Annotated in this window: 18 protein-coding genes; 2 read left to right on the forward strand and 16 right to left on the reverse strand. The window is 30.5% G+C overall.

The genetic code is table 11. The features are described 5' to 3' along the window. Positions 1 to 11: 11 nt before the first annotated feature. The gene (locus BV55_RS0113025) at positions 12 to 1,472 is read left to right on the forward strand and encodes an aminotransferase class I/II-fold pyridoxal phosphate-dependent enzyme (RefSeq protein ID WP_029453247.1); all 1,461 of its coding nucleotides are present in this window, start codon (positions 12 to 14) and stop codon (positions 1,470 to 1,472) included. Between the two features lie 44 nt (positions 1,473 to 1,516). Here BV55_RS0113025 and BV55_RS0113030 read toward each other — a convergent pair whose 3' ends face one another. The 13 genes from BV55_RS0113030 to BV55_RS0113090 form a co-directional block, all read right to left on the reverse strand. Next, entirely contained in the window at positions 1,517 to 2,092 is a 576-nt protein-coding gene (locus BV55_RS0113030) for an indolepyruvate oxidoreductase subunit beta (protein ID WP_029453248.1), read from the reverse strand. Next, a complete protein-coding gene (gene iorA / locus BV55_RS0113035) occupies positions 2,085 to 3,854 on the reverse strand; it encodes an indolepyruvate ferredoxin oxidoreductase subunit alpha (RefSeq protein ID WP_029453249.1) in 1,770 nt (589 codons plus the stop codon). Before iorA ends, BV55_RS0113030 begins: the two co-directional genes overlap by 8 nt. A gap of 18 nt (positions 3,855 to 3,872) precedes the next feature. Next, the gene (locus tag BV55_RS0113040; protein WP_029453250.1) at positions 3,873 to 4,769 is read right to left on the reverse strand and encodes a bifunctional enoyl-CoA hydratase/phosphate acetyltransferase; all 897 of its coding nucleotides are present in this window, start codon (positions 4,767 to 4,769) and stop codon (positions 3,873 to 3,875) included. Between the two features lie 215 nt (positions 4,770 to 4,984). After that, a complete protein-coding gene (locus tag BV55_RS0113045; protein ID WP_029453251.1) occupies positions 4,985 to 5,776 on the reverse strand; it encodes a phosphatidate cytidylyltransferase in 792 nt (263 codons plus the stop codon). 17 nt (positions 5,777 to 5,793) lie between these two features. After that, complete coding sequence (locus BV55_RS0113050; protein WP_242850899.1) at positions 5,794 to 6,498, reverse strand: isoprenyl transferase; 705 nt, start codon at positions 6,496 to 6,498, stop codon at positions 5,794 to 5,796. A gap of 137 nt (positions 6,499 to 6,635) precedes the next feature. Next, positions 6,636 to 7,193, reverse strand: a complete 558-nt coding sequence (gene frr / locus BV55_RS0113055) for a ribosome recycling factor (protein ID WP_029453253.1) — start codon at positions 7,191 to 7,193, stop codon at positions 6,636 to 6,638. A gap of 15 nt (positions 7,194 to 7,208) precedes the next feature. Then, positions 7,209 to 7,922: a UMP kinase gene (gene pyrH / locus BV55_RS0113060; RefSeq protein WP_029453254.1), complete on the reverse strand. Its 714-nt coding sequence runs from the start codon at positions 7,920 to 7,922 to the stop codon at positions 7,209 to 7,211. Between the two features lie 73 nt (positions 7,923 to 7,995). Further along, complete coding sequence (gene tsf / locus BV55_RS0113065) at positions 7,996 to 8,919, reverse strand: translation elongation factor Ts (RefSeq protein WP_029453255.1); 924 nt, start codon at positions 8,917 to 8,919, stop codon at positions 7,996 to 7,998. Positions 8,920 to 8,989: 70 nt separating this feature from the next. Beyond that, on the reverse strand, positions 8,990 to 9,691 hold the full coding sequence (gene rpsB, locus BV55_RS0113070; protein WP_029453256.1) for a 30S ribosomal protein S2: 702 nt from the start codon (positions 9,689 to 9,691) through the stop codon (positions 8,990 to 8,992). Positions 9,692 to 9,907: 216 nt separating this feature from the next. Continuing rightward, positions 9,908 to 10,684 (reverse strand): GTP-sensing pleiotropic transcriptional regulator CodY, encoded by a 777-nt coding sequence (gene codY / locus BV55_RS0113075; protein WP_029453257.1) that lies wholly within the window; start codon positions 10,682 to 10,684, stop codon positions 9,908 to 9,910. Between the two features lie 234 nt (positions 10,685 to 10,918). Then, positions 10,919 to 13,006, reverse strand: coding sequence for a type I DNA topoisomerase (topA, locus tag BV55_RS0113080; protein WP_029453258.1), 2,088 nt, complete (start codon positions 13,004 to 13,006; stop codon positions 10,919 to 10,921). A gap of 120 nt (positions 13,007 to 13,126) precedes the next feature. Then, positions 13,127 to 14,191 carry a DNA-processing protein DprA gene (gene dprA / locus BV55_RS0113085; RefSeq protein WP_029453259.1) on the reverse strand — a complete coding sequence of 355 codons (1,065 nt, stop codon included), beginning with the start codon at positions 14,189 to 14,191 and terminating at the stop codon, positions 13,127 to 13,129. Between the two features lie 101 nt (positions 14,192 to 14,292). Continuing rightward, positions 14,293 to 15,837 carry a YifB family Mg chelatase-like AAA ATPase gene (locus BV55_RS0113090; protein WP_029453260.1) on the reverse strand — a complete coding sequence of 515 codons (1,545 nt, stop codon included), beginning with the start codon at positions 15,835 to 15,837 and terminating at the stop codon, positions 14,293 to 14,295. A 137-nt stretch (positions 15,838 to 15,974) separates the two neighbouring features. Here BV55_RS0113090 and BV55_RS0113095 point away from each other — a divergent pair, with 137 nt between their 5' ends. Next, complete coding sequence (locus BV55_RS0113095) at positions 15,975 to 16,349, forward strand: YraN family protein (RefSeq protein ID WP_242850900.1); 375 nt, start codon at positions 15,975 to 15,977, stop codon at positions 16,347 to 16,349. On the opposite strand, the gene BV55_RS0113100 is transcribed toward BV55_RS0113095, so the two are convergent. From BV55_RS0113100 to rplS, 3 genes are all read right to left on the reverse strand, one after another. Then, on the reverse strand, positions 16,327 to 17,157 hold the full coding sequence (locus tag BV55_RS0113100; RefSeq protein WP_029453262.1) for a ribonuclease HII: 831 nt from the start codon (positions 17,155 to 17,157) through the stop codon (positions 16,327 to 16,329). The two genes, BV55_RS0113095 and BV55_RS0113100, sit on opposite strands and share 23 nt — an antisense overlap. Positions 17,158 to 17,173: 16 nt before the next feature. After that, complete coding sequence (gene ylqF, locus BV55_RS0113105) at positions 17,174 to 18,016, reverse strand: ribosome biogenesis GTPase YlqF (protein WP_029453263.1); 843 nt, start codon at positions 18,014 to 18,016, stop codon at positions 17,174 to 17,176. A gap of 105 nt (positions 18,017 to 18,121) precedes the next feature. Continuing rightward, positions 18,122 to 18,466, reverse strand: a complete 345-nt coding sequence (gene rplS / locus BV55_RS0113110) for a 50S ribosomal protein L19 (RefSeq protein WP_029453264.1) — start codon at positions 18,464 to 18,466, stop codon at positions 18,122 to 18,124. Positions 18,467 to 18,574: the final 108 nt, after the last annotated feature.

Consider the following 18,574-nt stretch of genomic DNA (forward strand, 5'->3'; position numbering starts at 1 on the left):
GCTATAGTAAGGTGTATAAATTAGATCAAAATGAAACCCCATTGTTTGATTCTTTAATGGAATATGTAAATAGAGAAACTATACCATTTCACGTTCCTGGCCATAAAAAAGGCGTAGGTATGGATGAAGAATTTAAAAGCTTTATGGGTATAAATCCATTTAAAATTGATGTAACTGTATTTAAACTGGTGGATAGTCTTCATCATCCTACAGGGCCCATAAAAAAAGCTCAAGAATTGGCAGCAGATGCCTATGGATCAGAAGATGCATTTTTCTCAATCCATGGGACTTCTGGTGCAATTCAAGCTATGATAATGTCTGCAGTAGGTTCCGGTGATACATTGTTAGTTCCAAGAAATGTACATAAATCCGTTACTGCTGGAATTATCTTAAGTGGTGCTACCCCAGTATATATGCAGCCAGAATTAGATAAAAACTTAGGTATAGCTCAAGGTGTAACACCAGAGACTGTGGAGGCTACCTTAAAAAAGCATCCTGAAACAAAGGCAGTTTTGATAATAAACCCTACTTACTATGGTGTAGCTACAGATTTAAAATGCATAGCTGAAATCGTTCATAGTTATGATATTCCTTTAATTGTAGATGAAGCACATGGTCCTCACTTAAGATTTAATGAAAAGTTACCACTGTCAGCAATCGATGCAGGTGCTGACATATGCGCTCAAAGTACACATAAAATAATAGGTGCTTTGACTCAATGTTCTTTATTACATGTTAACTCAAAATATATAGATTCTTCAAGAGTTCAACAAATTTTAAATTTGTTACAAACAACATCTCCCTCTTATATACTCATGGCTTCATTAGACTGTTCTAGACGTCAGATTGCACTTCATGGTAAAGAACTGCTTGAAGGTTCACTGGCACTTTGTAGCTATGCTAGGGATGAAATAAACAAGATACCGGGACTTTATTGTTTTGGTGATGAAATACTAGGATCTCCTGGAGTATTTTCATTGGATCCTACAAAACTTACCATTACTTGTAGAGATTTAGGTATTACAGGATATGATTTAGATATGATTTTGTCCACAAAATATCATATTCAAATGGAGCTTTCAGATCTTTATAACATTTTAGCAGTAGGCTCTTTTGGAGATACTAAAGAAAGTATAGATAAACTTATAGAAGCTTTAAAAGAAATAAGTACAGAATATTCAAATAAAAGTTCTAAAAAGCCAGATTTTATTGATATACCATCTATACCTGAAAGAATACTAATACCTAGAGATGCTTTTAACAGCAATAAAGAGTCACTTCTTTTAGACGATAGCATAGGTTTAATTAGTGGTGAATTTTTATTAGCTTATCCACCAGGAATTCCAATTTTATGTCCTGGAGAAAAAATCACTGAAGAAATAATAAGCTATGTAAATGAACTTAAAGATGCAGGGCTTTATGTTCAAGGTACAGAAGACCCAAAGGTAGAATATATAAAAGTCGTAAAATAAAAAGAATGGAGACTCAAATCTCCATTCTTTTTATTTTATTAGCGTTAAAATTCTAACCCTATTTTAAATGCCTTATTATTAAGTTCTAATGCCTTCTTTGGCACATTATTTTCCAAAACCTTTTCCCAATCTATATCTTCTAAATTTAATGCTTTGATTAATGCTCCTAACAAAATAATATTTTGAGCTTTTACATTTCCAAGATCCCCCGCCATACCATGAGCATCAACAATAACAGTATTTTGAACCAAAGCTTTTAATCTACTACTAACATCTTTAGGGTAGCTTTCCATACCTATAAGTACAGTAATAGGATATATTTCATAATCATTAACTATTAAAGTACCCTCATCTTTTAAATAAGAAACCCATCTAGCAGCCTCACTCTTTTCAAATGAAACAATTACATCTACAGTTCCTTTTTCAATTAATGGTGAAGAAACGCATTCTCCATACCTTACTTGAGTTGTTACACTTCCTCCTCTTTGGGCCATTCCGTGTACTTCTGACATTTTTACGTCGTAGCCAAAATTTAAAATTCCTTCTGTTAACACCTTAGATGCTAATATGGTTCCTTGGCCACCTACACCTACAAACAAAATATTTTTAGTATTACTCATTTTGTTCACCTACCTTTTCAATAGCTCCGAACTTACAGACTTGCTTACATATTTCGCATCCATTACACATATCTTTATCTATACTTACAATTCCATTTTTATAATTTAATGCAGGGCATCCAACCTTTAGACAAGCCTTGCACTTTTTGCATTTTATAGGATCTATTTTGCACTTCATATGAGCTCTGTACTTTATTACATCTTTTATTAAAGCACAGGGCTGCTTTGCTATTATAACAAAAGGTTCTTCACTTTCATAAGCTTCTTTTACAGCAGCTTCAGTGGCCTTTAAATCATAAGGATCTACAACCTTCAAGTTCTCTTTTTTAATACCTAAGGATAATACTAATCCTTCGATATCTATTATAGGTGCAGTTTTGCGTTGAAGTGTTTTTCCTGTACCAGGATTTTCTTGATGACCAGTCATGCCTGTAATTCTATTATCTAATATACAAGTAACTATTGGAATATCGTTATAAACAGAGTCTATAAGTCCTGTTATTCCAGAGTGAAAGAATGTTGAGTCACCAATAAATGCAAACACCTTTGATTTATCACCAGATAGTTCCCTTGCCTTTTGCATTCCAAGTCCTGATGAAATCGAAGCTCCCATACAAATAACTGTATCTGTAACACTAAGTGGCGGCATCATTCCAAGAGTATAGCATCCTATATCCCCTGTAGCTATTATATCCTTATATTTTGATACGGCATAAAACATTCCTCTATGAGGACACCCAGCACACAATATTGGAGGCCTTGATGGTGGAACTATATCTGTTATATAATTAGAGTCTGCTTTTTTACCTAAAATAGCCTCTCTTATAATTTCTGGGTTTAATTCTCCACATATTGGAATTATATCTTTTCCTATACAATCTATACCCATTACCTTTATAGCATTTTCTAAATAAGGTTCATTTTCTTCTATTACATAAAGTTTGTCCACCTTCTTAGAAAATTCTTTTATTAATTTATCTGGTAAAGGATAGCTCATTCCTATTTTAAGATAAGATGCATCATCACCGAAAACTTCTTTAGCATATTGATAACTTATACCACTAGTTATTATTCCTATAGATGTATCATTCATCTCTATTTTATTTAAAAAGGTTGTATTAGAAAAGTCTTTTAATCTTTCTAATCTTTCTTCTACCTCATAGTGTTTCTTTCTTGCATTAGCAGGTATCATAGCATATTTTGATATGTTTTTTACATAGGGTTTAATAGGAACCTCTAACTTTTCTCCAAGTTCAACAGGTCCTTTAGAATGGGAAACTCTAGTAGTGCTTCTAAATAAAACAACAGTATCAAAATCTTCACTTATTTTAAATGCTTCTTTCATAAATATTCTACACTCATCTGAGTCAGAAGGTTCTATAAGTGCTATTTTTGCATGAGGTGCATATAGTCTATTGTCTTGCTCATTCTGAGATGAGTGCATACCTGGGTCATCTGCAGTTACTACTACAAAACCACCATTAACGCCTTCATAAGCCATTGTAAAGAGCGGATCTGCAGCTACATTGAGCCCTACGTGTTTCATAGCTGATAAGCTTCTAGCTCCACCTATAGATGCTCCAGACGCAACTTCAAATCCAACCTTTTCATTAGGTGCCCATTCTGCATAAACTCCTTCATAAGTAGCAAAATTCTCTAATACTTCCGTACTAGGTGTCCCAGGATATCCTGATGCGATTTTACAATCTGCTTCATAGACTCCCCTTGCAATAGCTTCATTTCCTGACATTATAACTTTCATAAAATCTCCTCCTAAAAATTAGTCCATTAGCGCTCCAAGCGCTATGGAATATAGCTTTGACATTGCAGAATCTGCTCTTGATACCAAAACTATTGGACATTTAGCTCCTACAATTATACCTGCACTCTTAGCCTTTCCAAAATAGGTTAATGATTTGCCCAAAAAATTACCGGATTCTATATTTGGAACAAGTAGTATGTCAGCATCTCCTGCAACTTCACTTTTAATACCTTTATGATTTGCAGCTTCTTTAGATATTGAATTGTCTAATCCTAAAGGTCCATCAACCAAGCAATTTTTTATTTGTCCTCTTTTATTCATTTGAGATAGTATAGACGCATCTATTGTAGATTGCATAGAGGGGTTAACGGTTTCAACAGCACATATAGCTGCCACCTTAGGGGTTTGAATTCCAAGGCTACTTGCAACAAACACAGCATTATTTATTATTGCAACTTTATCATTTACATCTGGATAAGGTATCATTCCTCCATCTGTTAAAAAGAGCAACTTATGGTAAGTCGGTGTTTCATAAACCATAACGTGTGAAAGTATACCTTTACCTCTAAGATCTGCTTTTTTATCAAGTACCGCTTTTAATAAATCTGCAGTGTTTATCATACCCTTCATTATAAAATCAGCTTTTCCTAAAGATACTTCTTCCACTGCAATCTTTGCTGCAATCTTACTATCCTTTTCATTTATAATTTTCGCACCTTTAATTAATATATTTTCAGCCTTTAAAATAGCTTCTATTCTTTCTTTGTTTCCAACTAACGTAGCATTTATAATTCCTAAATTAACAGCTTTTGATACAGCCTTTAATATGTCATTGTCATCTGCAACAGCAACCGACATAGTTTTAACAGGTCTTTTTTTAGCCATATCAATAAGTTGTTCTAATTCCTTAACCATATAACCCTCCCTTATATTTTTTATAACAAGTTAATTTAATTAGTTATAACTTCCTATAAATAACTTTTGTGTCCTTCTTTTAGTATATTACAACTAGTCCATATATTCAATTTATTCTATTTAATGATATATAGGGCATTAAATATTTCGCATAAAAAGGAGCCTTATATAAATATAAGGCTCCTTTTTATTGGTTAAAAATATTAATTTTATAATTAAAGCTGTAATATAAAATGAAGATAATAAAACACTATTACAGATGAAAATAATATACTATCGAATCTATCTAATATTCCACCATGACCTGGTATTAGATTACTATAATCTTTTATACCTACATATCTTTTTATAGCTGATGCTGATAAATCACCAAATTGACCTGCTATACCACCTAATAATCCCAATATCACATAATGATAATTTGGTATTGGTACACTCTTACTTATAAAAAAGCCAAAAGCACTACAAGCTACCATACTACCAATTAGCCCACCAATAGAGCCTTCTATAGTCTTTTTAGGACTTACTTTAGGACATAACTTTCTTTTTCCAAAAATTCTACCTGTATAATAAGCCGCCGTATCACAAATCCATGAAGATAAAAATATTATCCACACCATGTATTTTCCATATTGCATCTGATTTACTAATGAAATAAAACTAAAGAATATCCCGCAATAAATAAATCCTAATAATGTTACAGATATATCTATAAAGTTATATTTCACGTTTAATACTGAATTTATCAAAAGAATAAAAATTAATACTATAATAATAAATAATGATATCTCAGAATTTGAATTAAATATATAATAAAAAACACAAGATATATACCCTAGTATTGGTATAGGTTTAATGTCTACAGCTCTAGCTGCATTATATATTTCATACATTCCCATTAAAGACAAGATTAAAGACACAATTTTTAAATATGGTCCTCCTATAAATAAAAATGCAATGAGGGGAGATAACATTAGTGCTCCTAAATACCTATTATTAGATTTCAATTTACCACCTACATTCTTTATTTTACACTACCAAATCTTCTATCTCTCCTTTGATAGTCTGCTATAGCTTTGTGAAGATCTTCTATCCCAAAATCTGGCCAATATATATCAGAATACCAAAACTCAGAATAAGCACACTGCCATAATAAAAAATTGCTTATTCTTTGTTCTCCACTTGGTCTTATTATTAAATCTGGATCCGGCATGTCTTTTGTATAAAGATACTTTTCAAAAACTTTTTCATCTATTGGTTGTTTTAATATATCTTTTTCGCTAAAATCCTTAATTAAGCTATTAACAGCATAAACTATCTCATCTCTTCCACCATAGTTTAGAGCTAAATTCATAATTACCCCTGTATTATTTTTAGTTTTTTCGTATGCACTAATAAGTTCTTTTTGACAAGATAAGGGTAACTTTGTTATATCTCCAATATGATTTATAACTACTCCGTTTTCATGTAATTCATTAAATTCGTTTCTTAAATATTGAATTAAAAGTCCCATCAATGTATTTATTTCTTCCTTTGGCCTATTCCAGTTTTCTGTAGAGAAGGCATATAACGTCAAATACTTTATTCCTAATTTATTGCATTCCTTAACAATACATCTTATTGTCTCTACCCCAGCTTTATGTCCCATAGATCTTGGTAAATTCTTTTCTTTTGCCCATCTACCATTTCCATCCATGATTATAGCTATATGTTTTGGTATATTATTCATATCTAATTTTAGCTGTTCATTTGGCCTAATAAGTTTCTTTTTAAATATATTAAACAATTACAATGCCCCCAATACTAAAAAATATTAAATAAAACCCGCAAAGCAGGTTTTATTTATTTGAAACTTAAAGACATTTACTATACTGACATTACTTCTTTTTCTTTATCATCTATTATAATATCAACTTCTTTTATATAGTTATCAGTTAGCTTTTGTATATCGTCTTCTACATTTTTAACTTCGTCTTCTGAAAGATTTCCATCTTTTTTCAAGTTCTTTATTTTGTCGTTACTTTCTCTTCTTATAGATCTTATAGCAACCTTAGAATCTTCCCCTGCTTTTTTTATATTTTTAACTAGATTCTTCCTTGTTTCTTCAGTAAGTTCCGGTACCATAAGTCTTATAACCGTTCCATCATTTGAAGGGTTTATACCTAAATCTGATTTTAAAATTGACCTTTCAATATCCTTAAGGGTAGACTTTTCCCAAGGCTGTATTAGAAGTACCCTAGGTTCTGGGGCAGAAATATTTCCTACCTGACTTAAAGGTACCATACTTCCGTAGTATTCTACCTCTATTCTATCAAGCATTGTAGGATTTGCCCTACCAGCTTTCATAGTAGATAAATCGCTTTTTAGCACTATTATTGTCTTTTTCATCTTATCTTCAGCTTTTTTTATAATATCTTTTATCATAATAACCCTCCTATATTATTTTGATGATATTAGAGTACCTAAATTTTCACCCATTATAGCTTTTTTTATATTCCCTGGATTATCTAATCCAAATACTAAAATAGGTATGTTATTGTCCATACACAACGATGCAGCCGTTGAATCCATTACTTGTAATCCCTTTTCTAATACTTCCATATGAGATAATTTATCAAATTTTATAGCATCACTATATTTATGGGGATCTTTATCATAAACTCCGTCTACTTTTTTAGCTAATAATATTACATCGACTTCCATTTCTGCAGCTCTTAAGGCAGCAGTTGTATCTGTAGAGAAATATGGATTTCCAGTTCCTGCAGCAAATATTACAACTCTTCCCTTTTCTAAATGTCTCATTGCTCTTCTTCTTATAAACGGTTCTGCAATTTCCTTCATTTCAATTGCAGTTTGCACTCTAGTGTGCACGCCTACGTTTTCAAGAGAATCTTGAAGAGCTAATGCATTTATACAAGTTGCTAGCATACCCATATAGTCTGCTGTAGCTCTGTCCATGCCTTTACCACTTCTTCCTCTCCATATGTTTCCGCCTCCAACAACAACACCAATCTCTACTCCCATATCAACCAACTCTTTAATTTCTATAGCTATTCTTGTGGCAACATCAAAGTCAATACCAAATCCATTATCTCCTGCTAATGCTTCTCCTGATACTTTAAGTATGATTCTCTTATATTTGCAACCTTCCATATACTAACCCCCAGTAAAATTATTGCTTTTAATATATATTTTTAAAAAAAGAGAACACGCAGTGTTCTCTTTTTTATTTTCCCTGCTGCATTTGCTTTTGAACTTCTTCAGCAAAGTTTTCTTCTTTTTTCTCTATTCCTTCGCCCTTTTCAAATCTTTCAAACTTATTAATCTTTATTTCAGATCCTACTTCCTTGGACTTTTCTTTTAAATACTTTGAAATTGTGTAATCAGCATCTTTTACCCAAACTTGCTCAACTAAACAAACTTCTTTATAGTATTTTTGAATTCTACCTTCAACCATTTTTTCAACTATCTTTTCAGGTTTTCCTTCATTTAAAGCTTGAACTTTATATATTTCTCTTTCTTTTTCAATTGATACTTGATCTACACATGTTTTATCTAAGAACAATGGATTAGTTGCTGCAATTTGCATAGCAACATCTTTCGCAACTGTTTCTAATATTTCGTTGCTATTTTCACATCCCAATTCAACTAAAACTCCAATTCTGCCTCCACCATGAACATAGCTTGATATTACACCATTTTGAACATTTAACTTAACAAATCTTCTAATGTTCATATTTTCTCCAAGTTTTGCTATTAAATCAGTTAAAACTTCTTTTGCAGATTTATCTGGATTATCTATATGTTTTTCTTCTATAAATTCATCAATATCTTTTGCATTAGAAACTGAAGCCATTTTAGCTAAGCTCTTAGCAAATTTTATAAATTCTTCATTAAGTGAAACAAAATCAGTTTCACAATTTAATTCAATCATACCAGCTTGTTTTTTATCTTCAGAAATAAATGTTTCAACTACTCCTTCTGAAGCAATTCTCCCAGCTTTTTTAGCTGCAGCTGCCAATCCCTTTTCTCTTAATACTTCAACTGCTTTTTCAATATCTCCATCAGCTTCAGTTAAAGCTTTCTTGCAGTCCATCATCCCTGCACCCGTCATATCTCTTAGTTCTTTTACAGACTTTGCACTAATCATTTTAAATCCTCCTTATTCAGTTAGTTTAAATGGCAAATGAGATTTAAACCTCATTTACCATTTATATAAACTATTCAGCTAGTTGTTCACCTTGTCTTCCTTCGATAACAGCATCAGCCATTCTTCCAGTTATTAACTTAACTGCTCTTATTGCATCATCATTTCCTGGTATTATATAATCAACTTCATCTGGATCACAGTTTGTGTCAACTATTCCTACTACAGGTATTCCTAATATCTTAGCTTCTGAAACAGCATTTTTCTCTTTTCTTGGATCAACAACAAACAGTGCTCCAATGTTACTTACATCCATGTTTTGAATTCCGCCTAAATTAGCTTCTAGCTTTTCCATTTCATTTCTAAGATTAGTTACTTCTTTCTTTGGAAGAACATCAAATGTTCCATCTTCTTCCATAGTTCTTAAGTCATTTAATCTTTTTATTCTAGCCTTTATAGTTTTAAAGTTTGTTAACATTCCACCTAACCATCTATTGTTAACAAAATGCATTCCTGATCTTTCAGCTTCCTCACGTATAGCTTCTTGAGCTTGTTTTTTAGTTCCAACAAATAGAATATCTTTTCCATCCATTGATAATTGTCTAATAAAATCATACGCATTATCTATTTTCTTAACTGTTTTTTGAAGGTCAATTATATATATACCATTTCTTTCAGTAAATATATATGGAGCCATTTTAGGGTTCCACCTTCTAGTTTGATGTCCAAAATGAACACCTGCTTCTAATAATTGTTTCATTGAAATTACTGCCATTTTATATACCTCCTTGGTTTTTACCTCCATTGTTCTCATATTCATAAAATACCTTTAAGGCACCCCTTTATAAATTGAACAATGTGTGTATTTTCTCTTTTGATAGTATATCATAATGCTATCATAGTATCAATATATATTTTAAAATTTATTAACTTTTTTAATAATCTAAATTTACATTTAAAAAAGTAAAAGGATAATTCCTTTTACTTTTTTTTATTTCATCTTTTTTAATTCATCTAATAACTTGTCATTTAATATCTTTATATGTGTACCCTTCATTCCCAGGGATCTTGATTCAATTACTCCTGCGCTTTCAAACTTTCTAAGAGCATTTACAATAACTGATCTAGTAATTCCTACTTTATCAGCTATTTTAGAAGCAACTAAAAGACCTTCACTCCCATTTAGCTCATTAAATATATGCTCTACTGCCTCTAGTTCAGAATAAGATAAAGTACCAATAGCTAATTGAACTACTGCTTTTTTACGAGCTTCTTCTTCTATTACGTCTTGCTTAGCTCTTAACATTTCAAGCCCTACAATTGTAGCACTATATTCAGCTAAAACTAAGTCATCATCAGTAAATAGATCTCCAAATCTAGCTAAAAGTAAAGTACCGATTCTATCTCTGTTTCCTATTATAGGAACTATAGTAGAGTTTTTCTCTAGTAAGTTACATTCACAATTATCTTCAAACACGCAGCTTCCTTTATTTGGAACATTTGATATTGTTTCATGAATATTTAAAAGATTATTGTTATAGTCTTCTGGGAATCTCCCTTGGTCTAAAACATTGCTTTTGACTTTATCGCACTCAAATCCTTTGGAAAAATTATGTCCTAGTATCTTTCCTTTTCTGCTTACTATATAAACATTACATTCCAGAACTTCACTTAGGATCTTACAAATATCATCAAATACTACTGGTTCTGCTCCAGATTTTTGAAGTATCTTATTTAGGCTTCTTGCTTTACTCAACAACGTAGACATTTTATTCCTCCTTACAATAAATTATATAAAATATCTAATTTATATACATTTATATAACTTTTAAGTTTATTGACTATTCTAAAGACTTAATCTTTTCTAAATATTTAGAATAGTCGTAGCTTTACCTAAATCATAATATCATACTATAGAACAAGTTTCAACCTAAATCTTATTAATTCAACATATTTCTCCTTGTATTGAAATTAAATTATCATCAATTAAGTATTAATCAACTTATTCTTCAGTTTCCTTTTCTATAATTTCTTTGAATTTACACTCTGCATTAGAGCATTCCAAATAATTTCCTTTAGCTTTACTATATTTTTTATACATAAATGTTCCGCATTTAATACATTTTTTTTCTGAAGGTTCAAACCAACTAATAAAATCGCATTCTGGATATGTAGAACATCCATAAAATCTATTACCTTTTTTACTTCTTTTAGCAACTAATATACCTCCACACTTAGGACATGGAGCTTTTAGTTCTTCCACTATCGCTTTAGTATTTTTACATTCTGGATATCCCGGACAAGCTAAAAACTTACCAAATCTTCCATGCTTAATAACCATTAATTTACCACATTTATCGCAAGGCACCTCACTTACTTCATCCTCTATGGTTATTTTGGATATTTCTTTTTCAGCTATATCTATAGATTCCTTTAAAGGTTTAAAAAACTCATCTACAACTTCTTTCCATGGTTCCTTTCCCTCTTCTACACTATCTAGCTTATTTTCCATTGCCGCAGTAAATTCTATATCAACTACTTGTTTAAAATACTTTTCCATAATGTCATTTACTATTTTGCCCAAATCCGTTGGTAATAAACTTTTTTTCTCTCTATCAATGTATTTTCTGCTAAAGAGTGTAGATATAGTTGGTACATAAGTACTTGGTCTTCCAATTCCATTTTCCTCCATAGTTTTAACAAAACTTGCTTCTGTGTATCTAGCAGAAGGCTGTGTGAAATGTTGTTTAGGATCTATATCACAACAATTTAAAATTTCATTTTCAATAAGCTCCGGTATTTTTGTGTTTTCCTCTTCCGTATCAGGAGCATAATCATACACTTTCATAAAACCTTCAAATTTAATTGATGATCCGCTAGCTCTAAAAGTGTAATCTCCATTTTTCATCTCTACTGAAATAGTATTTAATGTACAAGATGACATTTGACTTCCTACATATCTATTCCATATAAGTAAATACAGTTTATATTGTTCTGGCTTAAGGCTTGCCTTTACTTTCTCTGGTCTAATGTTTATATCTGAAGGCCTTACAGCTTCATGAGCATCTTGTATATTTTTTTTACTTTTATAAACTCTAGGCTCTTTTGGTAAATATTCTTTACCATAGGTGCTTTCGATAAATTCCATTGCATATCCTTGAGCCTCATCAGATATACGTACAGAATCTGTCCTCATATAAGTAATTAAACCAATGGTTCCATATCCCTTTATTTCAACACCTTCATAAAGTTGTTGAGCTACCGACATAGTCTTTTTTGTTGCAAAATTTATCTTTTTATAAGCTTCTTGTTGTAATGTACTTGTTGTAAATGGTGGAAGTGGATTTTTATTTTTTAAAGACTTCTTAACTTTTTCTACTTTAAAATCATTGCTTTTTATATTTTCAATAATATTATTAGCTTCTTGTTCATCTTTTATTTCTATTTTTTTATTATTATAACCTGTAAGTTTTACAGGAAATTTTATTTTATCTTTTAAGATAATACACTCTATGCTCCAATACTCTTTTGGAATAAACTTTTCAATTTCTGCTTCTCTATCGCAAATCAAGTGTAACGCTGCTGACTGAACCCTACCTGCACTAAGTCCCCACTTTACATTTCTCCATAAAATTGGACTTATTTCATATCCAACTAGTCTATCTAAAACTCTTCTTGCCTGCTGAGCATCTACTAAATCTTCATCTATAGTTCTTGAATTCTTTATAGAATTTTTCACGGCCGTCTTAGTAATTTCATTAAACTCTATTCTACACTTTTCTTTTTTATCTATTTTTAATGCTGTTGCTAAATGCCATGAAATAGCTTCTCCCTCTCTATCAGGGTCTGTTGCAAGATAAACTTTATCGCTTTTCTTTGCAAGCTTTCTTAGCTTATTTAATAATTCACCTTTACCTCTTATTGTAATATATTTAGGATCATAATTATTTTCTATATCCACTCCTAGTTGACTTTTAGGTAAATCTCTAACATGTCCCATAGATGCTTCTACTATATAATTTTTCCCTAAATACTTACCGATTGTTTTTGCCTTTGCTGGTGATTCAACAATAACTAAATTTTGTCCCATATAATACTCCATAATGAAATGGAGATTTCACCCCCTACGTAATATAATCCCACAAACATATTTCATACTATTTCTTATACATATTTACTATATTTTCTATCTGGCTTTATATTATCATATTTAAATTTTCTTAACATAATAGTCTCCTGCTAAGCATATTATTTCTTCAGCAAGTTGCATTTCAAATAATAACTCATACAGTACCTTTATGTCAATATTACTTTTGTTAATTATTTCATTTATATGTATGGGTCTATCTTCAATAAACTTCATTAAAAAGCTTTTATTTAAATTCATTTTATTGCTTTTATCACAATTATTAATCTTTTTATCAATTCCTAATAATTCTAATATATCATTTATTCCTGTAAATATATAGGCGCCATCTTTTATTAGATCATTGCAGCCTCTACTCTGTTTCCAGTAATAGCTACCTGGCACAGCCATAACATCTTTACCTTGAAGTAGTGCATAATTAGCTGTTATTAGTGTACCACTTCTTTCTGCGGCTTCTACTATTATTACTAATTCACTAAGCCCACTTATTATTCTATTTCTTCTTGGAAAATTAATCTTATATGGTGGAGTTCCCGGCATAAATTCAGAAATTATACATCCTCTTTTAGAAATTTCATCATATAAAGTTTTGTTTTCTTTTGGATAGATAAGATCTAATCCACACCCCAATACAGCTGTTGTATACAACCCTTCTTTTAATGATATATTATGAGCTATGCTATCTATTCCTCTAGCTCCACCACTTATAATATTTATATCATATCCGTTCAAACCTTTAATTATTTGTTTAGCCATTTCTTCTCCGTAATTACTACATTTTCTAGACCCTATTATGGATATATTAGTATGATTTTGCAGCTTTTCTATTTCTCCTTTATAAAATAATACAAAGGGAGGTTCTTCTATGTTTTTCAAAAAATAAGGATATACGCTTTCACCATAAAAACAATATTTCATTTCATTTTTAAATATCATTTCACTTAACTCTTCTATATTTATATAAATACTCGACTCTAATTCCATCCATATATAGTTAAGGTAATTGTTTTCTTTTTGCCTTTCAATATTATTGTATATATTCTCCACACTGCCATAAGTTTCTAATAATAATGATTTTTTGCTATTAGAGATTTTAGCTAAAATAAAATTTAATTCATATTTATTCATATATTTACCTCAAATCTTTTTTCTAGAGTATAACCATTAATACTTAAAATTATAACAATTTCTTGTAACTTTAAGTAAATAATACTGGTTTCTTATTATGACTAAATTATATCTTTAAGAAACCGTCTATACTGTATTGATTCTATAATATCATTTTTTGTTATATTTTTATTATCATTTAAATCGGCTATAGTTCTTGAAATCTTTAATATTTTATAATATCCTCTAGTGCTTAATCCATATTTCTCATAAACAGTTTTCAATATTTCACTAGAATCTTTATCTAATTTACAATATTCTTTAATATATTCTTTATTCATCTCAGAATTATATTTTATATCTCCATTTTTAAATCTCTGAGCTTGTATTTCTCTAGCTTTAAAAACCCTATCTTTTATCTCTTTAGAATTTTTTGAAGTCTTAGACTTATTATCTTTATTTATATCCTCATATTTTAAAGAGGGTACAAATGAGAATAAATCTATCCTATCAAGCAAAGGTCCCGATAACTTTTGAAGGTACCTTTTTCTTTCAGCTTCACTACAAGTACATTGTTTAATTTCTGAGTGAGAAAGATAAAATCCACATGGACATGGATTTAAACTTCCTATAAATATAAATTTAGAAGGATAATCTATAGACCCTGTAAGTCTAGTTATAGTTACATTACCATCTTCTAATGGTTGCCTTAATAGTTCTAGTGTACTTCTATTAAACTCCAAAATCTCATCTAAAAATAGTACTCCATTATGCGCAAGTGTTATCTCACCTACCTTAAGGTCTCTCCCCCCACCTATTAATGCTGTTTTTGTTATACTGTGATGAGGATTTCTAAAGGGTCTTGATTTTATAAGTCCTTGCTGTTTATTAAGATTTCCTGAAACACTGTATATTTTAGTTACTTCTACAGATTCTTCATAAGTTAACCCTGGAAGAATGCATGACATCCTTTTCGCTAACATTGTTTTACCAGATCCTGGTGGCCCATAAAGTATTAAATTGTGAAATCCTGCAGCAGCCACTTCTAACACTCGTTTTACACTTTCTTGTCCTACTACATCATCAAAATCATATTCTAATGCTTTTATATTGTTTTCATCCTTTTCATTGGAAGAATTTTTATACGGTAACATATCCTTATATGTTAGGAAATGTATAACCTCTTTTAAATTCTTAAATGGAAAAGCTTTTATGTCTTTACTTACCATACACTCATTAATATTTTCATAGGGCACAATAAAATCCTTTATCCCATTGTTCATAGCTTCTAATATTATAGGAAGAATTCCTTTTACAGGTCTTAATTCACCATTAAGAGAAAGTTCGCCCATAAACACAAATTCTTCTATACTTGCATAAGTTATCTGAGAACTTGCTAACAATATACCTAAAGCTATAGATAAATCAAATACAGCTCCTTCCTTTTTTATACTAGCTGGAGCAAGATTTACTGTTATTCTTCCTACAGGAAAATCAAATCCCGAGTTTATAATGGAAGTCCTTACTCTATCCTTAGATTCTTTTATAGCAGTATCTCCAAGTCCCACAATATTAAATGTTGGTAGTCCATATGATATATCCACTTCCACATCTACTAAAAACCCTTTAATGCCTGTATAAGCGGCACTATAAATTTTGATAGCCATAATTAAAATCACCTCTAGTTAATTATTGACCATTATGTATAATTTTATAATTAATGTTAATACTATTTTGTAAGTTTTATATTTTGTTTGTATTTTAATCCTTACTTACTAAATTGATAAATTATATAAAGGATAGGGTGGTAATTTTGAAATCACAAAAAAAGGCCCTAGGATATCATGGTGAATCCTTAGCCTTAAATCATCTACTACTTCAAGGATATGATATTATAGAAACAAATTTCTTATGTAAATTAGGTGAAATTGATATAATTGCAAGAGATGACAAATACATTTGCTTTATAGAGGTTAAGACTAGGTATGGATCACATGTATGCACAGCACTGGAATCCATAACCTATTCTAAAACTCAGAAAATAAAGCGTGTAGCTAAATTTTATATTCAACAAAATAATTTGCATAAAAACTTTTTTAGATTTGATGCTATAGAAATATTATTAAATCAATATAGTACACCTAAAATAAGTATCATTAAAGATGCTTTTCGCCTATAATATTATTTAAAAAACTTACTCTATGTATTGAAGTTGCCCCGTACTTTTCTATAGCTTCAATATGTTTTCTGGTTCCATATCCCACATTGTGATCAAAATCATAATGCGGATAAATTTTAGCTTGTTCCTTCATTAAGTTATCTCTATAAACCTTTGCTATTATAGATGCAGCAGCTATACTAGCGCTCTTTGAATCACCCCTTATAACTGCTATATTAGGTGATTCAAAACTCTTTATAGTATACCCATCAGACAAGACTAAATTTGGCTTTATATCTAAGCTATATACTGCCTTTTTAAATACTTCATTGTTACAGAATCCTATACCTCTTTCGTCAATATCACTATTGCTACAAAAAGATATTGAATATGCTAATGCTTTTGATTTTATTATGTTGCTAAGATATTTTCTTTTTGTTTCAGTTAGCTTTTTAGAATCATTTAACCCTAAAATCATATCTTTATTATTAACATTTAGATCCAATATAACAGCTGCAGAAACTATAGGACCCGCAAGTGGCCCTCTTCCTACTTCATCTATTCCTGCAATCAGCTCAAAGTTTTTAAAACCTTTATCAAACATATATAAATTTTCAATTCTCTTCAATTCCTTATTATAGTTTTCGTAACACCTCATAAATCGTGTAGCTAAATATTGAATTGATTTTCTATTATCTAATTCAAGCTTTTTATTTATAAAATATACCTCTTCTTTTTCTAAGTTATAGAAGCTAAGCGAATTTACATAACTTTTTAAAATATCTACAGACAAACTTTCAAAATTTTCATTAAGCAAAATGTCTTTCAAAATATTCTCTCCTTAATTAAGGTGTCTCAAGAGATATCTTCCCTATCTTTCCACCTCTAAATTCATCTAATAGCATTATTGCAATTCTATTATAATCAACACCACCACCAGATATTATAGCGCCTCTTTTTTTACCTATAGCTTCCATTATTTCTAAAGACGTTCCTTCTAGTGTATCTAATTTATATCTATTTTTAAGGTTATTAGGATTTGTAACAACTAATCTTTCAATAAGTTTTAGTGCAAGCTCTTCTACATCCATTATTTCATCTTTAATTGACCCTGTAAATGCTAGATTTAAAGCAACCTCTTCATCTTCAAATTTAGGCCATAAAATACCTGGAGTATCCATAAGCTCTACTCCCAAAGAAGTCTTTATCCATTGTTTATTTTTTGTAACACCAGGTTTATCCCCTACTTTAGCTATATTATTTTTAGCCATCTTATTTATAAATGAAGATTTACCAACATTTGGTATTCCAACTACCATAGCTCTCCATACAATGCTTCTAAGGCCCTTTTTTTTCATTCTATCTTCTTTTTCCTTCAAAAGTTCTGATATTGCAGGCTTTATATTTTTAATACCTTCCCCTGTTAAACTGTTTACTTCCAATAGCTTAATTTTATCTGAAGATAAAGTTTTAATCCAATCTTTTGTAACCTTGCCTTCACTTAAATCAGCTTTATTTAATAATATTATTCTAGGCTTATTTTCACAAAGCTCATTTATTTCTGGATTACTACTAGATTTAACTATCCTGGCATCTCGTATTTCTATAACTAAATCCACTAATTTTAAATTTTCGGTTATTTGTCTTCTAGTCCTAACCATATGACCCGGAAACCAATTTATTGCCATTAAGTTCACTTCCTTTCACTTTTACAAAACATATATTTTTAAATAACAAAAATGGGACTATAAAAGTCCCTTTTGCTATAAAATAATTTATGTAACTATTATATATTATTTACGTTCTCTAACCTTAGCAGCCTTACCAACTCTATCTCTTAAGTAGAATAATTTAGCTCTTCTAATCTTACCTTTTCTTACTACTTCTATTTTTTCAACTATTGGAGCATTTAAAGGAAATGTTCTTTCTACCCCTACACCTGAAGCTAGTCTTCTTACAGTGAATGTTTCTCTTATTCCACCATTTTGTCTCTTAAGAACGGTTCCTTCGAAAATTTGTATTCTTTCTCTAGTTCCTTCTTTTATTCTTACGTGTACCTTAACTGTATCACCTACATTAAAGTTTGGTAAATCACTTCTTAGTTGTTCTGCTTCAATAGCTCTTATTAATTCATTCATTGTGTATTCCTCCTTAAACTAATTTAACGTTCTTGCCAGTTATTTTCTGACAGAGGACCGTTCGTACTAACACATTTGATATTTTATCACATATGGTAGGTATATTCA

The sequence above is a fragment of the Clostridium algidicarnis genome, from assembly GCF_000703125.1.
Classification (GTDB): Bacteria; Bacillota; Clostridia; order Clostridiales; family Clostridiaceae; genus Clostridium_L; species Clostridium_L algidicarnis.